This is a genomic window from Pelagibacterium sp. (genome assembly GCF_035555455.1).
Lineage (GTDB): Bacteria > Pseudomonadota > Alphaproteobacteria > Rhizobiales > Devosiaceae > Pelagibacterium.
The window spans coordinates 22,649-45,012 of the sequence record NZ_DATMGM010000060.1; the positions used below are offsets into that span (position 1 = coordinate 22,649).

The window sequence follows — 22,364 nt, forward strand, 5'->3', positions numbered from 1 at the left end:
TTCTGGGGTCAAGGAGCAAAGTCGCGAACGGTTTCCCCGCCGAAGACCAGCGACTGCGGATTGCGTTCGATCTGCTGGAGAACGCGGTTGAACAAATTAAGGCTCCGCACCGCCTCGTTGGCAAGCGTTTGATAAGCGCCCAGCCCGTTATTGGTGAAGCCGATAATGCCCGCCGAAATTGCCTGCGTCCGTTCGTCGAGCGCACCGGCAAGGCTTTCTACGGAGTTGGCAGCAGCCCCGATATTGGCGATCAGCGCCCGGCCTTCTTCCGAGCTGGCCATGGCGTTCAGCCGGTCCGACAGTTCGCGGATCGAATTGGCTGCCGCGCTGAAATCGGCGAACAGCGTCTGGCCGTCGTCCGATGCGACCATGGAATCGACGCGTTCGATCAACTGGCGCAACGAAGTCGCGGTTGCTCCCACTTCGTTGAACAATGTCTGTCCATCTTCGGTGGTGATCATCTCGTCGATGCGCGCGATGATCGTGTTGGCCCGGTCGGCAGCACTGCCCAGCGTTGTGGTGATTTCGCGCGTGTTGACGATGATCTCGTCAATGTTGGACGAATTGTTGCCAAGAGCGGTCGAAAAGGCGTCGATGTTCTCCATTGCGCTGGCAATGATGTCCGGATCGATCGCAGCCGAGGCCCGATCCATCACCTCCAGCGCGCCCTCCAGACCTTCCGAGACGTCAGACAGATTGCTGGCCAAAGCGCGGGCATCGGCAAACAACCCCTCGATATTGTCGGTATTATTCGACAGCGCCTGAGCAAAACTACCGATATCGGCAACGATCATCTGCACGTCCTCCGCCGGAATGGCAGCAACGATCTCTCGCACTTGATTAGTCAACCCGCGCAACTCGTCCGCCAGTGGCCCGACCCGCTCGCTGGTTTCGGTCATCGACGCCAGGAACCCGTCGATCGAATCCGAATTGGAGGCAAGTGCCGTCGAAAACACTTCCGCATTGGCAATCGTCGTCGAGATGCTGTCGCGGTTGTCAGAAACCAGCAGTTCAAGTTCCGAGAAGGTGCCTGACACGCTTTCCAGCGTATTGGTCAGATTGGAGACCACGGCGTTGAAATCGAAATCCCCGGCCGCGCCGGCGCCGCTCACCAATTCGGCAAGACTGCCGGAAAGCTGATCGATGTTTGCCAAAGTCGAGGCAAGATTGGCCTCATTATCGGCAAAGAACCGGTCAATTCTTCCAAAGGTTGCCTCCGCATTGGCGACGATATCGCGCGCACCTTCCATGATCAGCTGAAAATCCGACGCCTGTCCGTGCATGGTGGCGATGGTTTCACCCGATGGAGGTTCCAGCGGTCCGGCGTCCAGTGTGCCGCCCAGAAGCTGGATATTGGCCATGCCAGTCAGCCCCTGCACTTCGAGCACGGCCCGCGTATCGTTCATCACCGGCGTGCCCGCCTCAATGCCGATCCGCGCGACCACCTGCGCCGGGTTCTCGGGGTTGATGGCGACCATCTCGACAGTACCCACCGGCAGGCCGTTGAATAACACATTGGTGCCCGCATTCAGCCCCGTCACAGCCCCATCGAACACAATGCGATAAGCAGTTCTCTCGCGCACCGCATCGGCGACCGAGAACCAGTAAATGAAGACCATGAACCCAGCCAATACAAGGGTTACAAAGGCTCCGACGATGGCGTAATTGGCTTTATTTTCCATCGTTTACGTGTGCTCCAGGTGGTGCTCGGCGCGTGGGCCATGAAAATATTCGATCAGCCACGGGTCGTCGGCATTCTGCAACTGGGCGAGCGGGCCGACCTCAATCAGCCTGCCCTGGCCCAGCGCCGCGATACGGTCGCAGACCGTGACGAGACTGTCGAGATCGTGCGTCACCATATAGACGGTGAGCCCCAGCGCGTTCTTCAGATTGAGAACGAGTTCATCGAAACGCGCCGCCCCGATCGGGTCCAGTCCGGCGGTGGGTTCGTCCAGAAAGACAATGTCGGGATCAAGCGCCAGCGCCCGCGCCAGTGCCGCGCGCTTGATCATGCCGCCGGACAGCTCGGAAGGATAAAGTCCTTCCGCCTCCGGTCCAAGGCCGACCATATCGATCTTGAACCTTGCGATTTCCCTGCGTAGCTTTCGTGGAATATCCAGATGCTCCCGCATTGGAAATTCCACGTTCTCAAGAACGGTGAGCGACGAAAACAGCGCGCCTTGCTGGAACAGAACGCCCCAGCGGCGCTCGATCGCGATGCGCTCCCGATACGGCAAGGTAGAATAATCCACGCCCAGAACTTCGATGGTTCCGGACATTTTGGGCAACAACCCCACGATGGTGCGCAACGTTACCGATTTTCCCGATCCCGATGGCCCGATCACCCCCAGTACCTCGCCCCGGCGCACGTCAAGGCTGAAGCCGTCGATGACCTTGCGGTCGCCAAAGCCAACGACGAGATCCTTTACGGAGATGATGGGATCGGGAACCGACATGTCCACCATGGCTAGACCCCGATCGCCGCGAAAAACATGGCAAACAAGCCGTCGGCCACAATAACGAGGAATATCGCCCTCACCACGGATGCGGTCGTGTGGCGTCCGAGGGATTCAGAACTTCCCGCCACCTTGAATCCTTCATTCGCAGCCACCAGACCGATGATTAGAGCCATCACCGGGGCCTTGATCAATCCCACCATCAGCGTGCGCATGTTGAGCGCATCCTGAAGCCGGTCCAGAAAGACATCGATCGGAATTCCACCGTAAATCAGCGCCACGACTGCCGCGCCGGCAAGGCCGGACAATGCGCCGATAAATGCCAGAAACGGCAACCCGATCAATAGCGCGAACATGCGCGGCAGGATCAGTACCTGATAGGGATCGACGCCGATCACCGAAAGGGCATCGAGCTCCTCGCGCATCCGCATCGACCCCAGTTCAGCGGTGATCGCCGAGCCTGATCGCCCCGCAACCATGATGGCGGCAAGCAGCAGGCCCACTTCACGCAGCATCAAAATGGCTGCCAGATCAACCACATAGATCGCAACGCCAAAATTGTTGAGTTGAAGGATCGATTGCTGAGTGATGATTGCACCGACAACAATCGAAATGAGCATGACTATGGGAACGGCACGCAGGGCAATCAGGTCGAACTGATTGACCACTGCGGCAAACCGGAACGGTGCGCGCAGCGCCAGCGTGGAACCGGCTGCCGCCAGCGTCCGACCCAGCACCGCGTGAATCGAAACCACGTCCCCCAGCGCGCCGACTGTCATGCGGCCCAGCCGGTCGAATGGCCGTAACAGCCGCGGCAATCTCTGCTTTTGTACTGGCTGATGCGGCTCTACCGCGTTGACATGCTCCAAAAGCGTTGCATGAGCAGCACTGGCCCCGGCAATGGCCACGTCCCTGCCCGTTTCGCCTGCGGAACGACGGCGCGCCAGCAGCCAGGCTCCGACAGTGTCGAGTGCGGAAACGCCACTGAGATCGAACTCGATCCGCCCCTTCTTGCTGGCCGCAAATGTCTTGTCGATCAGAGCGTCGAGCTGTGCTGCATGATGAGTCGTCCACGGGCCAGACAGGCGGGCAACGACTCCACCGTCGCCCTCCGCAATCTCAACCTGTGGCTCGCGCTGCTGCACCATTCCCTGAAGCGAATCTCCCGCCAGCAGCCACCGGGGCCGCTCGTTACAAAGCGGTTAACATAGCGAAGGAGCGTTGTCACAGTCCGATCGGACCCGATGGGAGACACACGACCACACTTGGCGCAGTGTGATGCAAGAATGCAATGGCAGGTTTGTGCCGAAGAGGTACCTTCAGGTCACCTTATCCGATGCGAAATCCGGTGTAGTTTTCCGCCAACGATTGCTGGGCAGCGCGGGAGGCTGCCAGATAATCGAATTCAGCGCGCTGGATACGCCGCCCGAATTCCCCCTCCTCGCTGAATGTATGCAGTAACGTGGTCATCCACCATGAGAAGCGCTCGGTACGCCAGGTGTTTTCCACGATGACCCGCGAATAGGCGTCAATGCCCGCATGACTGCGTTCATGGTAAAACTCCACCAATGCATCGGCCAGGACCTCTACATCATGGAGCGCCATGTTGAGGCCTTTCGCTCCGGTCGGCGGTACGATATGAGCAGCGTCTCCAGCGAGGAAAAGATTTCCAAATCTTACCGGCTCGACGACGAAGCTGCGCAGCGGCGCGATCGACTTTTCAATCGAGGCGCCGGTTTTAAGTGTCTCGGCCAGGTCGGGTTTGATACGAGCGCGCAATTCGTCCCAGAACCGATCGTCCGACCAGTCGCTGACCCGTTCCTGCGCCCCTACCTGCACGTAATACCGGCTGCGCGTGTGCGAGCGCATTGAACACAGCGCGAATCCGCGCTCATGATGGGCATAGATCAGTTCGTCGGCGACTGGCGGCTGATCAACCAACACACCGAGCCAACCGAACGGATAGGTGCGCTCAAAGGTCTTGAAAGCGGATGATGGGACACTGGCCCGGCTCACGCCATGATAGCCATCGCAGCCAGCGACGAAATCGGCAATGATGTCCAGCCTTTGCCCGTCTTTGGTGTAGCTGACGGTCGCTGTACCCTCATTTTGGACGATTTCGACATCTTCGGCCTCATAGACGATCTGGCCTCCCGATTGCGCACGGGCATCCATCAGGTCGCGAACCACCTCTGTCTGGCCGTAAACGACCACATGGCGTTCGATCAAATCCTCAAAGTCGATCCTGAGCATGTCGCCATCGAACGACAGCTCGCAGCCGGTATGGACGATCCCTTCACGTTCGAGCCGTTCTCCCACGCCAATCCGCCTGAGCAGATCGGCTGAACTCTGCTCCAGAACCCCCGCGCGGATGCGCCCCAGAACGTAGTCGGCGCTGCGCCGTTCGAGAATGATGGCGTCGATCCCGGAGCGCTCCAGCAACCGTCCCAACGCCAGCCCCGCGGGTCCCGCTCCGATAATGGCAACCTGTGTGCGCATGCTGTCCTGCCCCTCTGCCCGCGACGTTGCAAATGATGTCCAGCTTTCCCGCACTCCGGATTCCGCGCAATGGACAGAGCCAACAAAGGCTTGCATTATACGAACATGTCATCCATTCCCTCCTACGCCCTGTACGGCGAAAGCATTGCCCCCGCAGACACCTGGATGCATTGGGAAACCATCACTTCCCGCTCAAGCCTGCATGGCTTCCGCATTGCGCCGCACCGCCACGAGCAGCTTACGCAATTGCTGTTTGTCGCCAATGGCACGGCGGAAGTGACCTTTGACGATCAGGTCACCCCTGTCAGCGGCCCTACCCTTTTGATTATTCCGCCGGTCATCGTTCACGGCTTTCGCTTTTCCGACGATGTTCTGGGCCATGTCCTGACCCTCGTCTCGCGCGATCTTATGGAATTGCTGGCGGACGCCCCGCAGATCGCCGCGCTGTGCCAAAGACCTTCCATTCTCGATCTGACCGGCCTCGGTGGCTCTGGCGCGGCCGTGGCCGATGCTTTTGTCGATTTGATTGCCGAAGGGGACCGGCTGGAGCCGGGGCAGAGGCTGGCCCTCAAGGCGCGCGCCGCGCTGCTGCTGGTCCAGATTCACCGCACCGCTCTGCTTGCTGAACGGCAAACCGACGTGAAAGGGACGAGAGCCGAGATGCTAGCGCGCTCGTTTCAGGCCCTTGTGGACGACCGGTACGGCAAATCCCGCACTATCGGGGATTATGCCGCCGCGCTGGGTATCAGTTCGACGCACCTCAATCGCGTCTGCAATCACGTGTTCGGCACGTCGGCGCTCAATGTCATCGAGCGGCGTATCGTGCTGGAAGCCCAGCGCTATCTGCAATTCAGCGTCCTGAGCATCAAGGAAATCGCCTTCCTTTTGGGCTATCAGGACGCGGCCTATTTCAGCCGGTTCTTTCGCCGTCGGGTAGGAACTTCCCCACAGGACTATCGCAACAGGGCATCGGTAACCGGCTAGATAGCCGCCTGCGTCACATAGGCGTGCGCCGCCTGTGCGGCGGCGCGTCCGGTTGCGAGGCAGGCATTCAGCAAATAGCCGCCGGTCGGCGCTTCCCAGTCAATCATTTCACCGGCGACGAATACTCCTGGAGCGTTCTTGAGCATGAAATGCTCGGTGATCGCTTCCCATGTCACCCCGCCCGCCACCGAAATTGCCTCGTCAATCGGACGCGGCCGCAACAGTGGTATGGGGAGCGCCTTGATGGCCCGGGCGAGCTCCGAAGCGTTGCTGCGCTGCACGTCGTCGGTCAGCTCTCGTGCCAGCGCTGATTTAACCGCATCCAGCCCTGCCCCCTTGCGCAGCCGGTTGGAGAAACTGGCCTTCGCCGGTTGCCTTAAAAGGTCCCGCTCCAGCCGTTCGAAGGATCTTTCGGGCGATAGATCGAGCAACAGGGATGCGGGTCCCTCTTCCAGCGCATCCCGCAGCGCGGCGGAGTGAGCATAAGCCAGACTGCCTTCAATACCGTGTTGGGAAATGACGAATTCCCCCCGACTGGTCCCTGCCCCCGACTTTGCCGCCACCGATTTGACCGGCGCTCCCGCAAACCGCTCGATAAAGTGCGTGCTCCACCCCACGTCAAATCCGCAATTGGCCGGTCTGAAGGGCACGATCCCCACGCCCTCGGCCTCCAGCCAGGGCACCCATGCCGCGTCGGACCCAAGCCGTTTCCAACTGGCGCCACCCAGCGCCAGGATGGTCGCATCGAACCTTTCGCTATATCGGCGATCCGTCGTTTCGAACCTCAGGGCGTCACCCTCAAACCCGATCCAGCGGTGGCGGGTGAGGATGGTGACGTTCTGAGCTTCCAGCCGCTTCAGCCACGCCCGCAACAACGGTGATGCCTTCATCGCCACCGGAAACACCCGCCCCGAGGAGCCGACAAAGGTTTCGGTTCCCAGACCCCCGGCCCATTTGCGCATGGCGGCATTGTCGAAGTCCCTCAATGCCGGTTCCAGACGCAGTCGCGCTGCCCCAAACCTGGTCATGAACTCATCCATCGGCTCGGCATGGGTGAGGTTCAGCCCCGATTTTCCGGCCATCAGCAGCTTTCGCCCTACCGTCGGCATCGCTTCAAAAACGGTTACGGCGTGCCCCGCTGCCGAAAGCGTTTCTGCTGCCATCAGCCCTGCCGGTCCGCCACCGATGATTGCAATCCGCTTGTTCATATCGTTCGATTCCACCGCCATCCAACCGGGCAGAACACCCTTTTCCCCCGCCTGTCAAACCGTTAGGCTCGCCGTTCATTCTGAGTCATCTCATAGAGCAAAGAGCCCCATCATGTCCGAGTCACGCGCCGACGCGCCCGTTAGTCCCGAAAAGCTCGAAAAGCTGGCCCAGGTTGCGGTTCACACCGGCCTTGGACTGGAAGCGGGGCAGAACCTTCTGATCACCGCGCCGCTGTCTGCCCTGCCTCTGGTGCGCAGGATCACCGAACATGCCTACAAGGCCGGCGCCGGTCTCGTTACCACCATCTATTCCGACGAGGAAACCACTCTCGCCCGCTATCGCTATGCCAGTGATGAAGCCTTCGACCAGGCGGCGGACTGGCTTTATGAGGGCATGGCAAAGGCTTTCGGATCGAACACCGCCCGACTCGCCATCGCTGGCGATAATCCCATGATGCTGGCCAGTGAGGATCCGGAAAAGGTTGCCCGGGCCAATCGCGCCAATTCGATCGCCTACAAGCCCGCAATCAAGAAGATCACCGGTTTCGAGATCAACTGGAACATTGTCTCCTATCCCAATCCGAAATGGGCAAAGCTGGTGTTTCCCGATCTGGGCGAAGACGAAGCCGTGGCCAGGCTGGCCGACGCGATCTTTGCAGCCTCGCGTGTCGATCAGGACGATCCGGTCTCTGCCTGGAAAGCCCATAATGCCGATCTTCATGCCCGGCGCGACTGGCTCAACCAGATGCGTTTCCGTGACCTGCATTTCCGCGCTCCCGGCACCGATCTCGTGGTCGGGCTCGCTGACGATCACGAATGGGCCGGCGGTGCATCGCTGGCCAAGAACGGCATCACCTGCAACCCCAACATTCCCACCGAGGAAGTGTTCACGACGCCCCATGCCCGCCGCGTAAACGGTCATGTTCGCTCGACAAAGCCTCTCTCCCATAACGGAACCCTGATCGAGGACATCGAAATGGTCTTCAAGGATGGGGTGGCGGTCGAGGTTCGCGCCTCGCGCGGTGAAGCGGTCTGGAACAAGGTCCTCGATACCGACGAAGGCGGTCGCCGCCTCGGAGAAGTCGCTCTCGTTCCCCATTCCTCGCCCATCTCGCAATCAGGCGTCTTGTTCTACAACACCTTGTTCGATGAAAACGCCGCGTGCCACATCGCCATGGGCCAGTGCTACACTGAATGCTTTGTGGATGGTGACAAGCTGACCGAGCAGCAAGTGGCCGACAAGGGCGGCAATTCCAGCCTCATCCATATCGATTGGATGATTGGTTCAGGCGAAATGGATATCGACGGCATCACCCAGGACGGCGAGCCTGTTCCCGTTTTCCGCAAGGGTGAATGGGCCAACTGACTTGGCGGGGGGCCGAAACCGGCCCTCCCTCAGCCGGCATCATGGAGCGTAGTATGCACAGAAATGGTTTTCTGACTGCCCTCTTCATCGCCTTGCCAAGCCTTGTGATCGCGCAGGACAAAGCCATCGAATCCAGCGCGGCCTACAGCCATTTCAAACAGGGCTTTACCCAACTCTGCTTTCTCGATGGCGACACTGCGGCGCGGGACTATTACCCTTCGCAAAGCTGGGAGCTAAGCTGGCAATACGAGCATTCCGACGAGATCGAGACCGCCACGCTTTACAAATTCTTTTGTGGATCAGGCGCTTATAACGCCAATCACGTCTATTATCTCGATACCGAATTCGATGGGCCTCAACCGATCGGTTTTGCCATGCCGCATTTCGATGTGATCTATGAAAACGACGACTTTGACGGCGCAGTACTGGATATCCCACTGACTGGCTATGAAAGCACCTCCGTTCTCACCAACTCTGAATTCGATCCCGAAACCGGTACAATCACGAGCCATGCGTTGTGGCGAGGTATTGGTGATGCCTTTTCGAGCGGCACATGGCGCTTCATCAAGGGCAGCTTCGTCCTCAAGTCTTTTGACGTCGATGCCCAATATGATGGCAAACAGCGTCCCAAGCGGCTGGTAAACTTCGAATAGGCAATTGCCGGATGGCCGAACGGAAAACCCGCCCCACCGATCGCGATGTCCATGAGTTCCTCACCTCCGTCGAGCCCGTGCAAAAACGTGAGGATTGCAAGACTCTGATCGCTATCATGCAAAACGTTACCGGCTCGGATCCGGTGATGTGGGGACCTGCAATCGTGGGGTTCGGCGCTTACACCGTTCAATCGGCAAAAAAGCCGTATGATTGGCCGCTAGTCGGCTTTTCACCCCGCAAGGCCAATCTGAACCTTTATATCACGCCCGGTTTTTCCCGGTACGATGAACTGCTGGCAAAACTGGGCACGCACACCCTCGGCAAATCATGCCTGTACATCAGGGCTTTGGCCGATATTGATCTGGCGGTTCTGGAAGAACTGATCGCAGATGCGGTCCGTTATATGCGGGCCACGTATCCCACAAAATGAAGAGACCGCAGCGCCGGGCGGACTGCTGCGGTCTCCGTATATGCTTCCGCCGCGCTGTTGAGGGCTTGGGGGACTACAGCGGAAGCCTGGGTCCGCCGGTGCATGGGCTCGTTTGCCAGTCCAGCAGACGCATCTAATATCGTGCGCCAATGCGGCGACAAAAGGCCGGATCACCGAAGTGTGATGTTTGTCTGCCCTCATGAGCGCCCATTGCACGGCGACCGGGAAACTGCCATGGCTGGAGCAAATAAGAGCAAGAATAGGATATGGGCATGAAACTCGTCACTCCCCCACCGTTGCCGCTGAAATCGTTCTCAGATCCGGTCAAGGCCTGGGAATACGTTTGCGAAATCTATGATCGCAATACCAGCTTCATCCGCGACCACCTGTTCAATCTGATGCAAGGCAAGGTCCCGCCGGGCAAGGTGCGGGCCTTTTATCCCAAGGCCCAGGTGCTTTCGACCAGTTTCCAGCAATACGCCAATTCCCGCCTGGCCTATGGCTTCCTTCACAGCCCCGGGGTCTATCAAACCACGCTCACCCAGCCCGAGCTGTTTCACAAATACCTGATCGAAAACTTCTCGCTGATCCTCAAGAACCATGGCGGAGAGATTGAGATCGGGGAATCCGATACGCCCATTCCGCTGCATTTTGCCGTCGATCCCAAGGAGCGCGTAGAGGGTGAAACGCTCGATGAAGTCGGCGCCCCGTTGAGGGATCTGTTCGATGTGCCCGATCTTGCCCATATGGACGACGAGATCGCCAATGGCACCTTCATCCCCCCTGCGGGCGGCCCCTACCCTCTGGCTGCCTTCACCGGCCCACGGGTCGATTATTCGCTGCACCGCTTGCATCACTATATGGCCACGACGCCGGACCATTTCCAAAACTTCGTGATCTTCACCAATTATCAGTTCTACATTGAGGAATTTACCCGCCTCGCCCACCAGTGGATGAGCGAGGGGCACGAATTTTACGAAAGCTTCGTTGAGCCCGGCAACGTCATCACCATGAATACCCGCCTGGGTGGTGGCACCGTCGGCACCCCGCCCGCACGCCAGTCACAGATGCCGGCCTACCATCTGACCGCCTCCAATGGTCGCGGCATCACGATGATCAATATCGGCGTCGGCCCGTCCAACGCCAAGACCGCAACCGACCATGTCGCCGTGCTGCGGCCCCACGCCTGGCTGATGCTGGGGCACTGCGCCGGGTTGCGCAATTCCCAGTCCCTGGGCGATTACGTGCTGGCGCATGCCTATGTGCGCGAAGATCACGTCCTTGATGACGACCTTCCTGTCACCGTTCCCATCCCGGCGCTTGCTGAAATTCAGGTCGCCCTTCAGGACGCGGTAGCTGAAATCACGGATCTCGAAGGCCTTGAAGCCAAGGCGATCATGCGCACCGGTACGGTGTTCACCATCGACAACCGCAATTGGGAACTGCGCGATCAGAACGAGATTGTGCGCCGTCTGTCCCAGTCCCGGGCCATCGCACTGGATATGGAAAGCGCCACGATCGCAGCCAACGGGTTCAGGTTCCGGGTGCCCTATGGCACGCTTTTGTGCGTTTCCGACAAGCCGCTGCATGGCGAATTGAAGCTGCCCGGAATGGCGTCCGATTTTTATCGTACGCAGGTCAACCGACACTTGCTGATTGGTCTCAAGGCGATGGAAATCTTGCGCAACGAGCCTATTGCCCGGCTCCATTCGCGCAAACTGCGCTCCTTCGCCGAAACTGCCTTCCAATAGAAAAAAAGGCGCCTCTGGAGAGTTTCCGGAGGCGCCTCTTGTTTACCGGTCCTTGAGAGCCAGGCTTTCGCTGACCGTCACCGCCGCCATATTGACGATCCCCCGGCTGGTGACCGAAGGCGCAAGGATATGCGCCGGGCTTTTGGTTCCCATCAGGATCGGCCCAACCGGAAGCGCATTGTTCATTTCCTTGAGCAAGGTCATGGAAAGGTTGGCGCTTTCCAGATTGGGGAAGACCAGGAGATTGGCTTCACCCTTGAGAACCGAGTCTGGAATATAGCGCTCGCGCAGCGTTTCATTGAGGGCGAGATCGCCCTGCAATTCGCCCTCGACAATCAGATCGGGGGCCACCTGCTTCAGCTTTTCATAGGCGCTTTTCATTTTCAGCGCCGTGGTTCCGGTTCGCGATCCGAAATTGGAATAGCTCAACAGCGCTGCCTTGGCCTCGATGTTGAAGCGGCGCAGATGGTCGCGCGCCTGCAACGTGATCGAGACGATTTCGTCTTCGGTCGGGTCCATATTCACATAGGTGTCCGCTAGGCAGAACACCCCGCGCGACATGATGAGCATCGACAGCGCCGATACGTCCTGCACGCCCTCGGCGAGGCCGATCACCGACTTGATGTCGCGCACATGCTTGATGTAGCGCCCTTCCAGCCCGCAGATCAGCCCGTCCGCCTCGCCCCGCTTGACCGCCAGCGCCCCGATCACCGTCGTGTTGGTGCGCACGATCGTTCGAGCCGTATCCGGCGTGACCCCGGACCGCCCCACCAGCGAATGGAACAGCGATACATATTCCTTGTAGCGCGGGTCATCCTCGGGGTTGATGATCTCGAAATCCCGGCCCGGCTTGAGTTGAAGCCCCAGCCGCTCGATCCTTTGGTCGATCACGTAGGGCCGCCCGATCAGGATCGGCTGCGCGATTTCCTCGTCGAGGATCACTTGCGTGGCGCGCAGCACCCGTTCGTCCTCGCCATCGGCGAAAGCCACCCGCTGCCCGGCCCCCTTGGCGCGCTCGATCATCGGCTTCATCACCATCCCCGAGCGGAACACGAAGCGATTGAGGCTGTCCTTATAGGCCGCAAAATCCTCGATCGGACGCTGGGCCACACCGGTGTCCATTGCCGCCTTGGCCACGGCAGGGGCGATGCGCATAATCAGGCGCTGATCGAACGGATTGGGAATCAGATAGTCGCGCCCGAAGGTCGAGGGTGTTCCCGGCGCCGCTTCAAGAACCGGCTCATGGGCCAACCTGGCGATCGCATGGGCCGCCGCGGCCTTCATTTCCTCGTTGATGGTCGTCGCTCCGACGTCGAGCGCGCCACGGAAGATGAACGGGAAACACAGAACGTTGTTGACCTGGTTCGGGTAGTCCGACCGGCCCGTGCAGATCATCGCATCAGGACGTTCTTCCTGCGCGATTTCCGGCATGATTTCCGGAACAGGGTTGGATAGCGCCAGGATCAGCGGATCGGGCGCCATCTCGCGCAGCATTTCCCGCTTCAGCGCTCCGGCGGCCGAAAGTCCAAGGAAGATATCAGCGCCTTCCATTACCTCGGCCAGCGAGGTCTTGTCGGTGTCCTGGGCAAACGAACCGCGCCAGCGGTCGACGGTATTGTCACGCTTGGTGGTCACCAGCCCTTCGCGATCCGCCACCCAGATGTTTTCGCGCTTCGCGCCCACGGCAATCAGCATATTGAGGCAGGCAATCGCGGCGGCGCCTGCGCCGGACGTGCAGATCTTGACCTTGGAGATATCCTTGCCGGCAATCTGCAACCCGTTGAGGATTGCGGCGGCGACAATGATAGCCGTGCCATGCTGATCGTCATGGAACACCGGAATGGGCATGCGCTCTCGCAGCGCTTCCTCGATCTCGAAACAATCGGGTGCCTTGATGTCTTCGAGATTGATCCCGCCGAAACTCGGCCACATCGGAGCGACGGTTTCGATGAATTTCTTGGGATCTTCTTCGTCGATCTCGATATCGATCGAATCGATGCCGGCGAACTTCTTGAACAGAACCGCCTTGCCTTCCATGACCGGTTTGGAGGCCAGGGCGCCGATATTGCCAAGACCCAGAACCGCAGTGCCATTGGAAATCACCGCAACGAGGTTGCCTCGCGCTGTGTATTTCGCCGCCGCCTGCGGATCGCGCGCAATCTCTTCACACGGCGCAGCCACTCCGGGCGAATACGCCAACGCCAGATCGCGCTGATTGGCCAACGGCTTGGTCGCTGCAATCTCGATCTTGCCGGGCTTGGGATACTGGTGGAAATGCAGCGCAGCTTCTTGGAGCGCCTTCTGCGGATCGCGCGGTTCGTCGGTCATTCCCTCTCCTTGAATTGATGGCTGATACCTGCCACCAATCATAGATAATTGGAAGCTGGCGCGCTGATCTTTTCCGCTATGCGGCCAATCTGCGGGACAAATTGGTGTTCTTCGTGCTGGGTTTTAGCGCGTCGGCCAGGACGAGGAAAGAAGCGAGCTTGAGGGGCGGTGAAAACAGATACCCCTGAGCGAACGCCACGTTCTTTGAACGCAGGTACAACGCCTGCGCCTGCGTTTCGACGCCCTCGCCGACGATTTCGATACCCAGTTCCCGCCCCATGGAAATCAGCCCGTCCACCACCGGCACCGGCACATTGGGATCCTTGATCATCTCGACAAAGATCTTGTCGATCTTGACGATATCGATGCCGAGGGTCTGAAGATCGGCCAGGTTGGAATGCCCGGTTCCCGCGTCGTCCATGGCGATCCGCACACCCAGCTTGTGCATGGCGGTGATAACCCTGTTGGCAGCGTTGCGGTCATCCAGTGGGCGGCGTTCGGTGATCTCAAAGACAAGCTGGCGGTAGGAAATTCCGCTCCCCTCGAATATCGACTGGATATCGTCGACGATCGACCCGTCGCGGAAATGCCCTTCGAAAAGATTGATCGAAATCTTGAAGTCGGGAATTTCGCGGCAAAGGTCTTCAAGGTCGTAGCGGACTTGCTCCATCAGGCTCAGCGTCATCGGAATCGCCAGCCCGGACATTTCCGCATAGTCAATAAAGACCGCTGGCGGAACGATCTCCCCGTTTTTCCTGACCCACCGGATCAGGACTTCGCAGCCGCTGATCTTTCCGGTCCTGAGATTGATCACCGGCTGGTAATAGGGTTTCATCTCACCGGCTACGATGGCCCGCTCCAGGTCGAACGCGACAACATCGGCCTTGCGCACATACTGGATGGCGAGGATCAGCACCAGGATGCCCATAAAGCACGCCGCAATCGTGAAGCCGACATCGAGTTGCGCGTAATCGGCGCGCACTTGCGAAAAGGAGATGCGCGCCTCCACTTTCACCGGAATGTCTCCGGCAAAGGACCGTGCGGCAAGATAGTCTTCGCTGCGCCCCCCGCCCGGTCCAGCGGATTGGTCGCCCCGTAACAGGATCGGGGCGCCATCGGTCAGGGACACTTGCAAATAGCCGATGTCGCTCAGGAGCGGCACGGCTTGGCGCATCAACATCGGTGAGGCCAGCACCAGCGCAGACACTGTGCGCTCTCGCCCGAAACGCTGGGTGATCTTGAGCAACGGCGTGTCGCCGTCCATGGTGACGACGCTGAGGGTTTCGGTCGATCCCGGGATCGTCAGTTCCCCGGAAAGGACACGGTAAGCGGCTGCATGCTCGTACGCAGCGCAATAGCGCACTCCGTCGCTATTTTCGACGAGGACTTGCCGCAAAAACGGATTGCCCGCCAGTTCATGCTCGACATTGTCGAGAAAGGTGGCTGCGCACAGCGAGGGACTGCTGGCCAGAATGCGGCGCAACGACTGGATGCCGTCATGCACCGTTGCCTGAGAATCATGGGTGATGGCGTCGACTGTCGCCTGCAGGTTGGCGGTCTCGCGCACCGTCACATATCGATCCAGCAGATGATCGACAGCGACCACCGGCAGAAATGCCAGCAGCGCAACCACCAGCCAAATCAATTGCGAAAAGCGCGACCGCAAGACCCTGCCCGCTAAAACCGACCCCAGAGGGCGATAGTAGCGGGCAAGGCTTTAACTGCCCATTAAGAGAGCGTCACGCTCCTGGGCCCGCAGCGTTAGCTGGATTTCTTTTCCGCAGGCAGATTGAGGCGGAGATGCAGCTCGCGTAATTGCTGGGTCGATGCTTCGCTGGGCGCTCCCATCAGCAAGTCTTCCGCCTGCTGGTTCATGGGGAACAGCGTGATTTCACGCAGGTTCTGCACGCCACACAACAGCATCACAACCCGGTCCACACCAGCCGCCATGCCGCCATGCGGCGGTGCGCCATACTGGAACGCCCGATAGAGCCCCCCGAAACGCTCTTCCACATCGCTGCGCGACAAGCCGACCTTTTCGAAGGCTGCAACCATGGTCTCGGGCTGCTGGTTACGAATGGACCCGGATGCGATTTCAAAACCATTGCACACAGCGTCGAACTGGTAGGCCTTGATCGACAACGGGTCCTCACCGTCCAGGGCAGCCTTTCCACCCTGAGGCATCGAGAACGGATTGTGCGCGAATTCGAGCTTTTTCTGCTCTTCGTCCCACTCATAGAAGGGGAAATCGACGATCCAGCACAGAGCGAAACTGTCGAGATCGATCAGGTCCAGATCCTGTCCGATCTTCGTGCGCGCCGCGCCGGCAAAACTGTGAAACTTGGACGGAATGCCGCAAACGAAGAATACCGCGTCACCGTCTTCAAGGCCAAGCTGCGTGCGGATCGCTTCCGCCCGTTCTTCGCCGATATTCTTGGCGATCGGGCCAGAACCGGCGCCGTCCTTGAAGAAGATATAGCCCAGCCCCGGCTGTCCTTCGCCCTGGGCCCAGGCATTCATGCGATCGCAGAAGGCACGGCTGCCGCCCGTTGGTGCAGGAATAGCCCAGACTTCAACCTTCGGGTCTCCCGCGATCTGACCGGCAAACACCTTGAAGCCGGAATCGCGGAAATGATCCGTCACATCCTGCATCTCGATCGGATTTCTCAGGTCCGGCTTGTCGGTCCCGTATTTTCTGATCGCCACGTCGTAGGGAATACGCGGGAACTGCTGAGTGACCTTCTTGCCCTCGGCGAACTCTTCGAACACGCCACGCAGCACAGGCTCCATTGTGTCCCAGATTTCCTCCTGGGTCACAAAACTCATTTCCAGATCGAGCTGGTAGAACTCCCCCGGGAGGCGGTCAGCTCGCGGGTCCTCGTCGCGGAAACAAGGCGCGATCTGGAAGTAGCGGTCAAACCCGGCAACCATAAGTAGCTGCTTATACTGCTGGGGGGCCTGTGGCAGCGCGAAGAACTTGCCCGGATGGATGCGGCTGGGCACCAGAAAGTCCCGCGCCCCTTCCGGCGACGAGGCCGTCAGGATCGGTGTTGAATACTCGCCGAATCCGATGTCAGTCATGCGGTTGCGCATCGACGCGATGATCTTGGTGCGCTTGACGATATTGGCGTGCAGTGTTTCGCGGCGCAGATCGAGGAACCGATAGCGCAGGCGGATATCTTCAGGATAATCGGGCTCGCCGAAAACCGGCAGCGGCAATTCGGCTGATTGCCCCAGCACTTCGATTTCGCGGATGAACAGTTCGACTTCACCCGTCGGCAGGTTCTTGTTGGTCGTTTCCGGGGTGCGTGCCTTGATCTCCCCATCCACGCGCACCACCCATTCGGCGCGCAAGGTCTCGGCCAGTTTGAAGGCCGGAGAGTCCGGATCGACCACACACTGGGTCAGCCCGTAGTGATCACGCAGGTCAATGAACAACAGGCCGCCGTGATCGCGGATCCTGTGCACCCACCCCGAGAGGCGGGCCGTAGTGCCGACATCCGCCTTTGTGAGCTGGGCGCAGGTGTGCGAACGATAGCGATGCATCACATGAAGTCTTTCGAAAAACGGAGTGGGAATTTTGCCCGGAAAAGCGCATGTGGCACCCAAAATGTCAAGCGCGATCAGCCAACCTGCCGTTTCCGCTCTTACATTCGAGGTGCGTTCTGGACGTCGATTGACCCGGCTGCATCCCCGTGCGTCCAGTAAACGCATTCCTTTCTTTGCGACGCTGCGTCATTGCTGCTAGGACACCGGCAATCATTGTTAACTGGATAGCGATTCAATGCAGGTCATTACAACAACGCAGGCGCTTGAGGCGTTCTGCAAGGACGCTGCAACCCACGATTTCGTCACTGTCGATACGGAATTCTTGCGCGAAACAACCTACTGGCCGAAGCTTTGCCTGCTTCAGGCCGCTACCCCCGATCAGGCCGTGATCATCGACCCGCTGGCCAATGGGCTCGATCTTGCGCCCTTTGCGGCGCTCCTGGTCAATCCCGACGTCACCAAGGTCTTCCACGCCGCTCGGCAGGATATCGAGATATTCGTGAAAATGTTCGGTATCGTTCCCCAGCCGCTCTTTGATACGCAGGTGGCGGCCAGCGTTTGCGGGCATGGCGATTCGGTGTCCTATGACAATCTGGTGCGCGCCATCGTTGGCGAACAGATCGACAAGAGCTCGCGCTTCACCGACTGGTCGCACCGTCCGCTGACTGAAAAGCAGCTCACTTACGCGCTCGCCGACGTCACGCATCTGCGCAACATTTACGTGCAGTTGCGTACGGAAATCGAAAAGGCCAAGCGTGGAGCCTGGGTCGCCGACGAAATGGCGATCCTTGAAAATGTCGACACCTATGTGGTCCGCCCCGAAGATGCGTGGAAGCGAATCAAGGCCCGCGTCAACCGGCCGCTCGATCTGGCTGCCCTGCAAGCCATCGCCGCATGGCGTGAGCGCCGGGCGCAGCAGAACGACCAGCCCCGCGGGCGCATCCTCAAGGATGACGCCGTAGCGGAACTGGCTGTTCAGCGTCCCACCTCACCCGACGCTTTTGAAAAGCTTCGCGCCGTTCCGCGCGGCTATGGCCGATCTTCGGCAGCGGCCGAACTGATCGAAACCATTAAATCCGTCGAGAAGCTGGACAAGGCCTCGCTACCCAAATTGCCCGAGAGGCCGCGTGGCCCCTCGCCCAAGGGGGCGGTCGGCGACTTGTTGCGGGTGCTGTTGAAGTCGGTCGCTGATGCCAATGGCGTTGCGACGCGCATCATCGCCAGTTCCGACGATATCGATGCCATCGTGCTCGATGACGATGCCGATGTCGAAGCCCTGAAGGGCTGGCGCCGTAAGCTGTTTGGCGAGAAAGCATTAGCGGTTAAGCATGGCCGCCTCGCCTTGGCCGCGACCCGCAAGGGCGTTGTGGAAGTTCCCGTCGAGATCGGCTGAGGCTTACTCAGTCGACCTCGATCGTCCCATCGTCCAGCCCGGCCTCGATGGCCAATTGGTTCTGCCGTCCTCGCATCCGATCGCCATCGAGGAACGCCAGGTCGGATGGCAAGTGCAGGACCAGCGTCTTGCCCTCAAGCGAAAAATGCGTACGCGGCAGGATGCCCGGCATGGCTGCTGCCAGCGGGTACGCAACCCGAAAATAGGCAGCCAGTTGCCGCGATCGCTTTTCCATCGTGGGCCCCGTCAGTTCCAGCAGTTGTGAGCTTTCGCTCTTTTGCTTGAACCCCATGTACCGGAACGCCAACGTACGAGCGAGAAAAGCCCGTCCCGCATGGCTGACGCCGACGATATCGGAAAATGCCACCATCTGGATGCTTTGTTCGCCCCGATAATCGGGATGCGTCCGCCAGCCGATGTCGGACATGTAGCAGGCCGCTTTGCGCAATCGTTGCTCGTCGCCGGTCTCTGTGATGCCAATCAGCTTAAACAGTTGATTGCTGCCCTCGATCAGTTCGCCGCAAAACTCCGGCGCCCGCGACCGGAGCAGCGAGATTTCCTCAGCTGCCTGCAACAGTGGATCAAGCGCCCGGTCTTCAGCGCTCAGCCGGTCATAAAGATAGCCTTCGCGTACGCCGAGGGCAGAAAAAACAACCTCGTCGAACTGTCCGGCTTGCAAGACTTCCGCCAGAACGGCTGCCCCGTATGGCAACAGGTCCTTTCGCGAACCCGATACGGTTTCAATGCCCTTGAGCAGCCGCTTATCCCCATTGCCTGCGATCAGGGCGTTGCAGAGCGGCAGGATATCCTTGGTGGCTACCGTATAGTCCTGCACCATGTGCAGGGGATACTTCTGCTGTGTCTGATGCAGTTTGGCCAGCGCACGCCACGTGCCGCCGACAGCAGCGAAAGACTTATAGCGCCCTGCCCCCAACAGTTCGGAGCCGGCCAGCCGCTCGCGGATGATCGCGGCTGCGGCCGGCACCTCCATCTGACTGTCGTCCTGCAGACGGATCACACCCAGTTCGTGGGTTTCCACCTGGGTATCTTTGCCTTCGTGGACCTTGGCGAGTTCAAGGCTGCCGCCGCCCAGGTCACCGATAATACCCTTGAAATCAGGCATGCCTGACATGACGCCCAGCGCCGCGAAATGAGCTTCCTCGGGACCGCTGAGCACCCTCACCGGCACGCCGATCACGTCTTCAACTTTCCTGGCGAAGTCCTGCCCGTTGCTGGCATCGCGCGTTGCCGATGTCGCAATCGCGAACACCTCGCCCACTTCCATCAATTTACAAACCAGAGCAAACCTGCGGATGGCTTTGAGGGCACTGGCCATGGAGGTATCGGCAAGGCGACCCGTCGCCGCCACGCCGCGTCCGAGCGTGCTTGATGATTTCTCGTTGTAAAGCACCGTGAGCGAGCGGGCATGCCGTTCATAAACGACAAGCCGCACCGAGTTTGAGCCGATATCGAGAACGGCGACAGGTCTCGCTCCGGAAAGGCGTCCCTGCCCTGCCGGATCGGATTCGAGGCTCCAGAATCGAATCAAGGGTTAGTGTCCTCATCCTCATTGTCCCCGTGCAGCGCGCTGCCGCGGCCGGACAGGGAGGGATTGGTCATGAAATATTCATGGGCATTGAAGGGTTCTTCCTCATGGCCAGGCACGACCCTTTGGGCAGTGCCATCGGGAAGCACTTCCCAACTCTGCTGGTTGTCACGAAGATTGGCTACCATGATGCGGTCGAGTATCTGCCTGTGAACCGTTCGATTCTTTATGGGCACCAATGTCTCCACCCGCCAGTCCAGATTGCGCGGCATAAGGTCCGCCGACGAGATGTAAACGGCGGCATCACGGGACGGCATTTCGCCTCCGTTGCCGAAGCAATAGATGCGTGAGTGCTCCAGAAACCGTCCAACAATCGATTTCACCCGGATGTTGTCGGAAAATCCGGGAATGCCCGGTCGCAGGCAGCATATGCCCCGCACCACCAGTTCAACCTTCACCCCCGCCTGGCTGGCCTCATACAGCGCATCGATGATTTGTGGGTCGACCAGCGCGTTGCATTTGAACCAGATCGCCGCCGGCTCGCCGCGCCGCGCCAGTTCAATCTCGGCCGCAATGTGATCCATCAGGGTCCCGCGCAGCGAAAATGGCGAGATTGAAATGGCTTCCAGTTCGCTCGGCCTTGCATAGCCGGTGATAAAGTTGAACACCCGCGCCACGTCCCGCGTAATCACCGGATCGGCGGTGAAATAGCTCAGGTCGGTGTAAATCTTGGCCGTGACCGGATGATAATTGCCCGTTCCCACATGGCAGTATGAAACCAGCTTGCCTTTCTCTCGGCGCACAACCTGGCTGAGCTTGGCGTGGGTCTTGAGCTCGATGAACCCGAATACCACCTGCACACCGGCCCGTTCCAGGTCGCGCGCCCAGCGGATATTGGCCTCCTCGTCAAAGCGCGCCTTGAGCTCGACCAGTGCCGTCACCGATTTGCCGACCTCAGCGGCTGCGATCAGCGCCTTGACGATCGGGGAGTCCTTTGACGTTCGGTAGAGCGTTTGCTTGATCGCTACCACTTCGGGATCACGCGCCGCCTGCGCAATGAACTGGGCCACCACATCGAAGCTTTCATAGGGGTGGTGGACGACGATGTCTTTTTCCTGGATTGCGGCGAAACAATCCCCGTGATGGTCCCGGATTCTTTCCGGAAAGCGCGCGTGATAGCGCGGAAATTTCAGCTCCGGGCGGTCCAGATCACAGAGCTTCCCGGCATCGGCGAGCGCCATGAACCCATCAACTGCAAATGTATCTTCGGCCGAAATGCCCAGTTCTTCCGCAATCAACCGCTTGAGTGATCGGGGCATGGAGCGTTCGATTTCAAGCCGGATGACTTGTCCCCGCCGCCGCTGCCGCAACGCGGATTCAAATTCGACCACGAGGTCCGCTGCCTCGTCGTCAATTTCGATTTCGCTGTCGCGCACAATGCGGAAAGAGCCGTATCCGACAATGCTATAGCCGGGAAAGATCTTGTGGAAGAACAGTTTGACCATCGTTTCGACGGTCACCATCTCCACCTGCCGGTCGGAAATAGCTGAAGTCGGCAGCTTGATGAAACGGTCGAGATTGGTCGGAATGCGCACCAGTGCGGTCAGCCGGGAATTGTCCGTCACCCTGTCGAGCTGGAACGCCAGGGCAAATCCCAGATTGGGAATGAACGGAAAGGGGTGCGCGGGGTCGATGGCAATCGGGGTGAGAACAGGAAATACGTCCTCGCGGAAAATCTTTTGCAGGAAGTCGATCTGGTCTTCCATGAGGTCTTCTGCCTCATGGATCACGATGTTCTGCTCGTAGAGCTCCTCGCGGATGGACTGCCAGCGATCCTGCTGTTCAAGGTGCAGGTGCTGGGCCAGCGTCGTGATCTCCTCGATCTGCTCGGAAGGCGTCATACCGTCAGCGCTTTCGCGCGGCAATCCGGCCCGCAACTGTCCCTTGAGCCCGGCCACCCGGACCATGAAGAACTCATCGAGATTGCTGGCTGAAATCGACACGAACCGCAGGCGTTCGAGCAGCGGATGGTTGGGATTGGCCGCTTCCTCCAGCACCCGCATGTTGAACTGCAACCAGCTAACCTCGCGGTTTACAAAGCGCGCCGGGCTTGCTCTGAGGGCCTCGATATCGGGGGCCGCTTCGTCGCCGAGAGGATGCTCTTGTGCCATGTCGTCCATTTTTGCCTTCCCGTTGGCCC

At 59.3% G+C, this 22,364-nt stretch carries 16 protein-coding genes; 6 read left to right on the top strand and 10 right to left on the bottom strand.

Annotation, left to right across the window (positions count from 1 at the left end; genetic code table 11):
* Positions 1-8: 8 nt before the first annotated feature.
* The 4 genes from VNS12_RS11150 to pobA all read right to left on the bottom strand — a co-directional run bounded on the left by VNS12_RS11150 (position 9) and on the right by pobA (position 4,955).
* Positions 9-1,682 (bottom strand): MlaD family protein, encoded by a 1,674-nt coding sequence (locus VNS12_RS11150; RefSeq protein WP_325487911.1) that lies wholly within the window; start codon positions 1,680-1,682, stop codon positions 9-11.
* Positions 1,683-1,685: 3 nt separating this feature from the next.
* Complete coding sequence (locus VNS12_RS11155) at positions 1,686-2,465, bottom strand: ABC transporter ATP-binding protein (RefSeq protein ID WP_325487912.1); 780 nt, start codon at positions 2,463-2,465, stop codon at positions 1,686-1,688.
* A gap of 2 nt (positions 2,466-2,467) precedes the next feature.
* Positions 2,468-3,604, bottom strand: a complete 1,137-nt coding sequence (locus tag VNS12_RS11160; protein ID WP_325487913.1) for an ABC transporter permease — start codon at positions 3,602-3,604, stop codon at positions 2,468-2,470.
* Positions 3,605-3,785: 181 nt separating this feature from the next.
* Positions 3,786-4,955, bottom strand: a complete 1,170-nt coding sequence (gene pobA, locus VNS12_RS11165; protein ID WP_325487914.1) for a 4-hydroxybenzoate 3-monooxygenase — start codon at positions 4,953-4,955, stop codon at positions 3,786-3,788.
* A 105-nt stretch (positions 4,956-5,060) separates the two neighbouring features.
* Between pobA and VNS12_RS11170 the strand changes: the two genes are divergently transcribed.
* Positions 5,061-5,939 (top strand): helix-turn-helix domain-containing protein, encoded by an 879-nt coding sequence (locus tag VNS12_RS11170; protein WP_325487915.1) that lies wholly within the window; start codon positions 5,061-5,063, stop codon positions 5,937-5,939.
* Here the strand turns inward: VNS12_RS11170 and VNS12_RS11175 are convergent.
* A complete protein-coding gene (locus VNS12_RS11175; protein WP_325487916.1) occupies positions 5,936-7,147 on the bottom strand; it encodes a TIGR03862 family flavoprotein in 1,212 nt (403 codons plus the stop codon). The two genes, VNS12_RS11170 and VNS12_RS11175, sit on opposite strands and share 4 nt — an antisense overlap.
* 112 nt (positions 7,148-7,259) lie before the next feature.
* Between VNS12_RS11175 and VNS12_RS11180 the strand changes: the two genes are divergently transcribed.
* The 4 genes from VNS12_RS11180 (at position 7,260) to VNS12_RS11195 (ending at position 11,348) form a co-directional block, all read left to right on the top strand.
* On the top strand, positions 7,260-8,513 hold the full coding sequence (locus VNS12_RS11180; RefSeq protein ID WP_325487917.1) for an aminopeptidase: 1,254 nt from the start codon (positions 7,260-7,262) through the stop codon (positions 8,511-8,513).
* Between the two features lie 53 nt (positions 8,514-8,566).
* Positions 8,567-9,166, top strand: a complete 600-nt coding sequence (locus VNS12_RS11185) for a DUF1176 domain-containing protein (RefSeq protein WP_325487918.1) — start codon at positions 8,567-8,569, stop codon at positions 9,164-9,166.
* Positions 9,167-9,177: 11 nt separating this feature from the next.
* Positions 9,178-9,597 (top strand): DUF1801 domain-containing protein, encoded by a 420-nt coding sequence (locus VNS12_RS11190; RefSeq protein WP_325487919.1) that lies wholly within the window; start codon positions 9,178-9,180, stop codon positions 9,595-9,597.
* A gap of 272 nt (positions 9,598-9,869) precedes the next feature.
* Positions 9,870-11,348, top strand: coding sequence for an AMP nucleosidase (locus VNS12_RS11195; protein ID WP_325487920.1), 1,479 nt, complete (start codon positions 9,870-9,872; stop codon positions 11,346-11,348).
* A gap of 42 nt (positions 11,349-11,390) precedes the next feature.
* On the opposite strand, the gene VNS12_RS11200 is transcribed toward VNS12_RS11195, so the two are convergent.
* The 3 genes from VNS12_RS11200 to aspS form a co-directional block, all read right to left on the bottom strand.
* Positions 11,391-13,676: an NADP-dependent malic enzyme gene (locus tag VNS12_RS11200; RefSeq protein WP_325487921.1), complete on the bottom strand. Its 2,286-nt coding sequence runs from the start codon at positions 13,674-13,676 to the stop codon at positions 11,391-11,393.
* 76 nt (positions 13,677-13,752) lie between these two features.
* Positions 13,753-15,342 carry an EAL domain-containing protein gene (locus VNS12_RS11205; protein ID WP_325487922.1) on the bottom strand — a complete coding sequence of 530 codons (1,590 nt, stop codon included), beginning with the start codon at positions 15,340-15,342 and terminating at the stop codon, positions 13,753-13,755.
* A 95-nt stretch (positions 15,343-15,437) separates the two neighbouring features.
* A complete protein-coding gene (gene aspS, locus VNS12_RS11210) occupies positions 15,438-17,222 on the bottom strand; it encodes an aspartate--tRNA ligase (RefSeq protein WP_325487923.1) in 1,785 nt (594 codons plus the stop codon).
* A 238-nt stretch (positions 17,223-17,460) separates the two neighbouring features.
* On the opposite strand from aspS, the gene rnd reads away from it, so the two are divergent.
* Positions 17,461-18,618 (top strand): ribonuclease D, encoded by a 1,158-nt coding sequence (gene rnd / locus VNS12_RS11215; RefSeq protein ID WP_325487924.1) that lies wholly within the window; start codon positions 17,461-17,463, stop codon positions 18,616-18,618.
* A 7-nt stretch (positions 18,619-18,625) separates the two neighbouring features.
* On the opposite strand, the gene VNS12_RS11220 is transcribed toward rnd, so the two are convergent.
* Together VNS12_RS11220 and VNS12_RS11225 are read right to left on the bottom strand one after the other, a co-directional pair.
* On the bottom strand, positions 18,626-20,167 hold the full coding sequence (locus VNS12_RS11220; RefSeq protein WP_325487925.1) for a Ppx/GppA phosphatase family protein: 1,542 nt from the start codon (positions 20,165-20,167) through the stop codon (positions 18,626-18,628).
* The gene (locus VNS12_RS11225) at positions 20,164-22,335 is read right to left on the bottom strand and encodes an RNA degradosome polyphosphate kinase (protein WP_414693111.1); all 2,172 of its coding nucleotides are present in this window, start codon (positions 22,333-22,335) and stop codon (positions 20,164-20,166) included. Before VNS12_RS11225 ends, VNS12_RS11220 begins: the two co-directional genes overlap by 4 nt.
* Between the last annotated feature and the right edge of the window lie 29 nt (positions 22,336-22,364).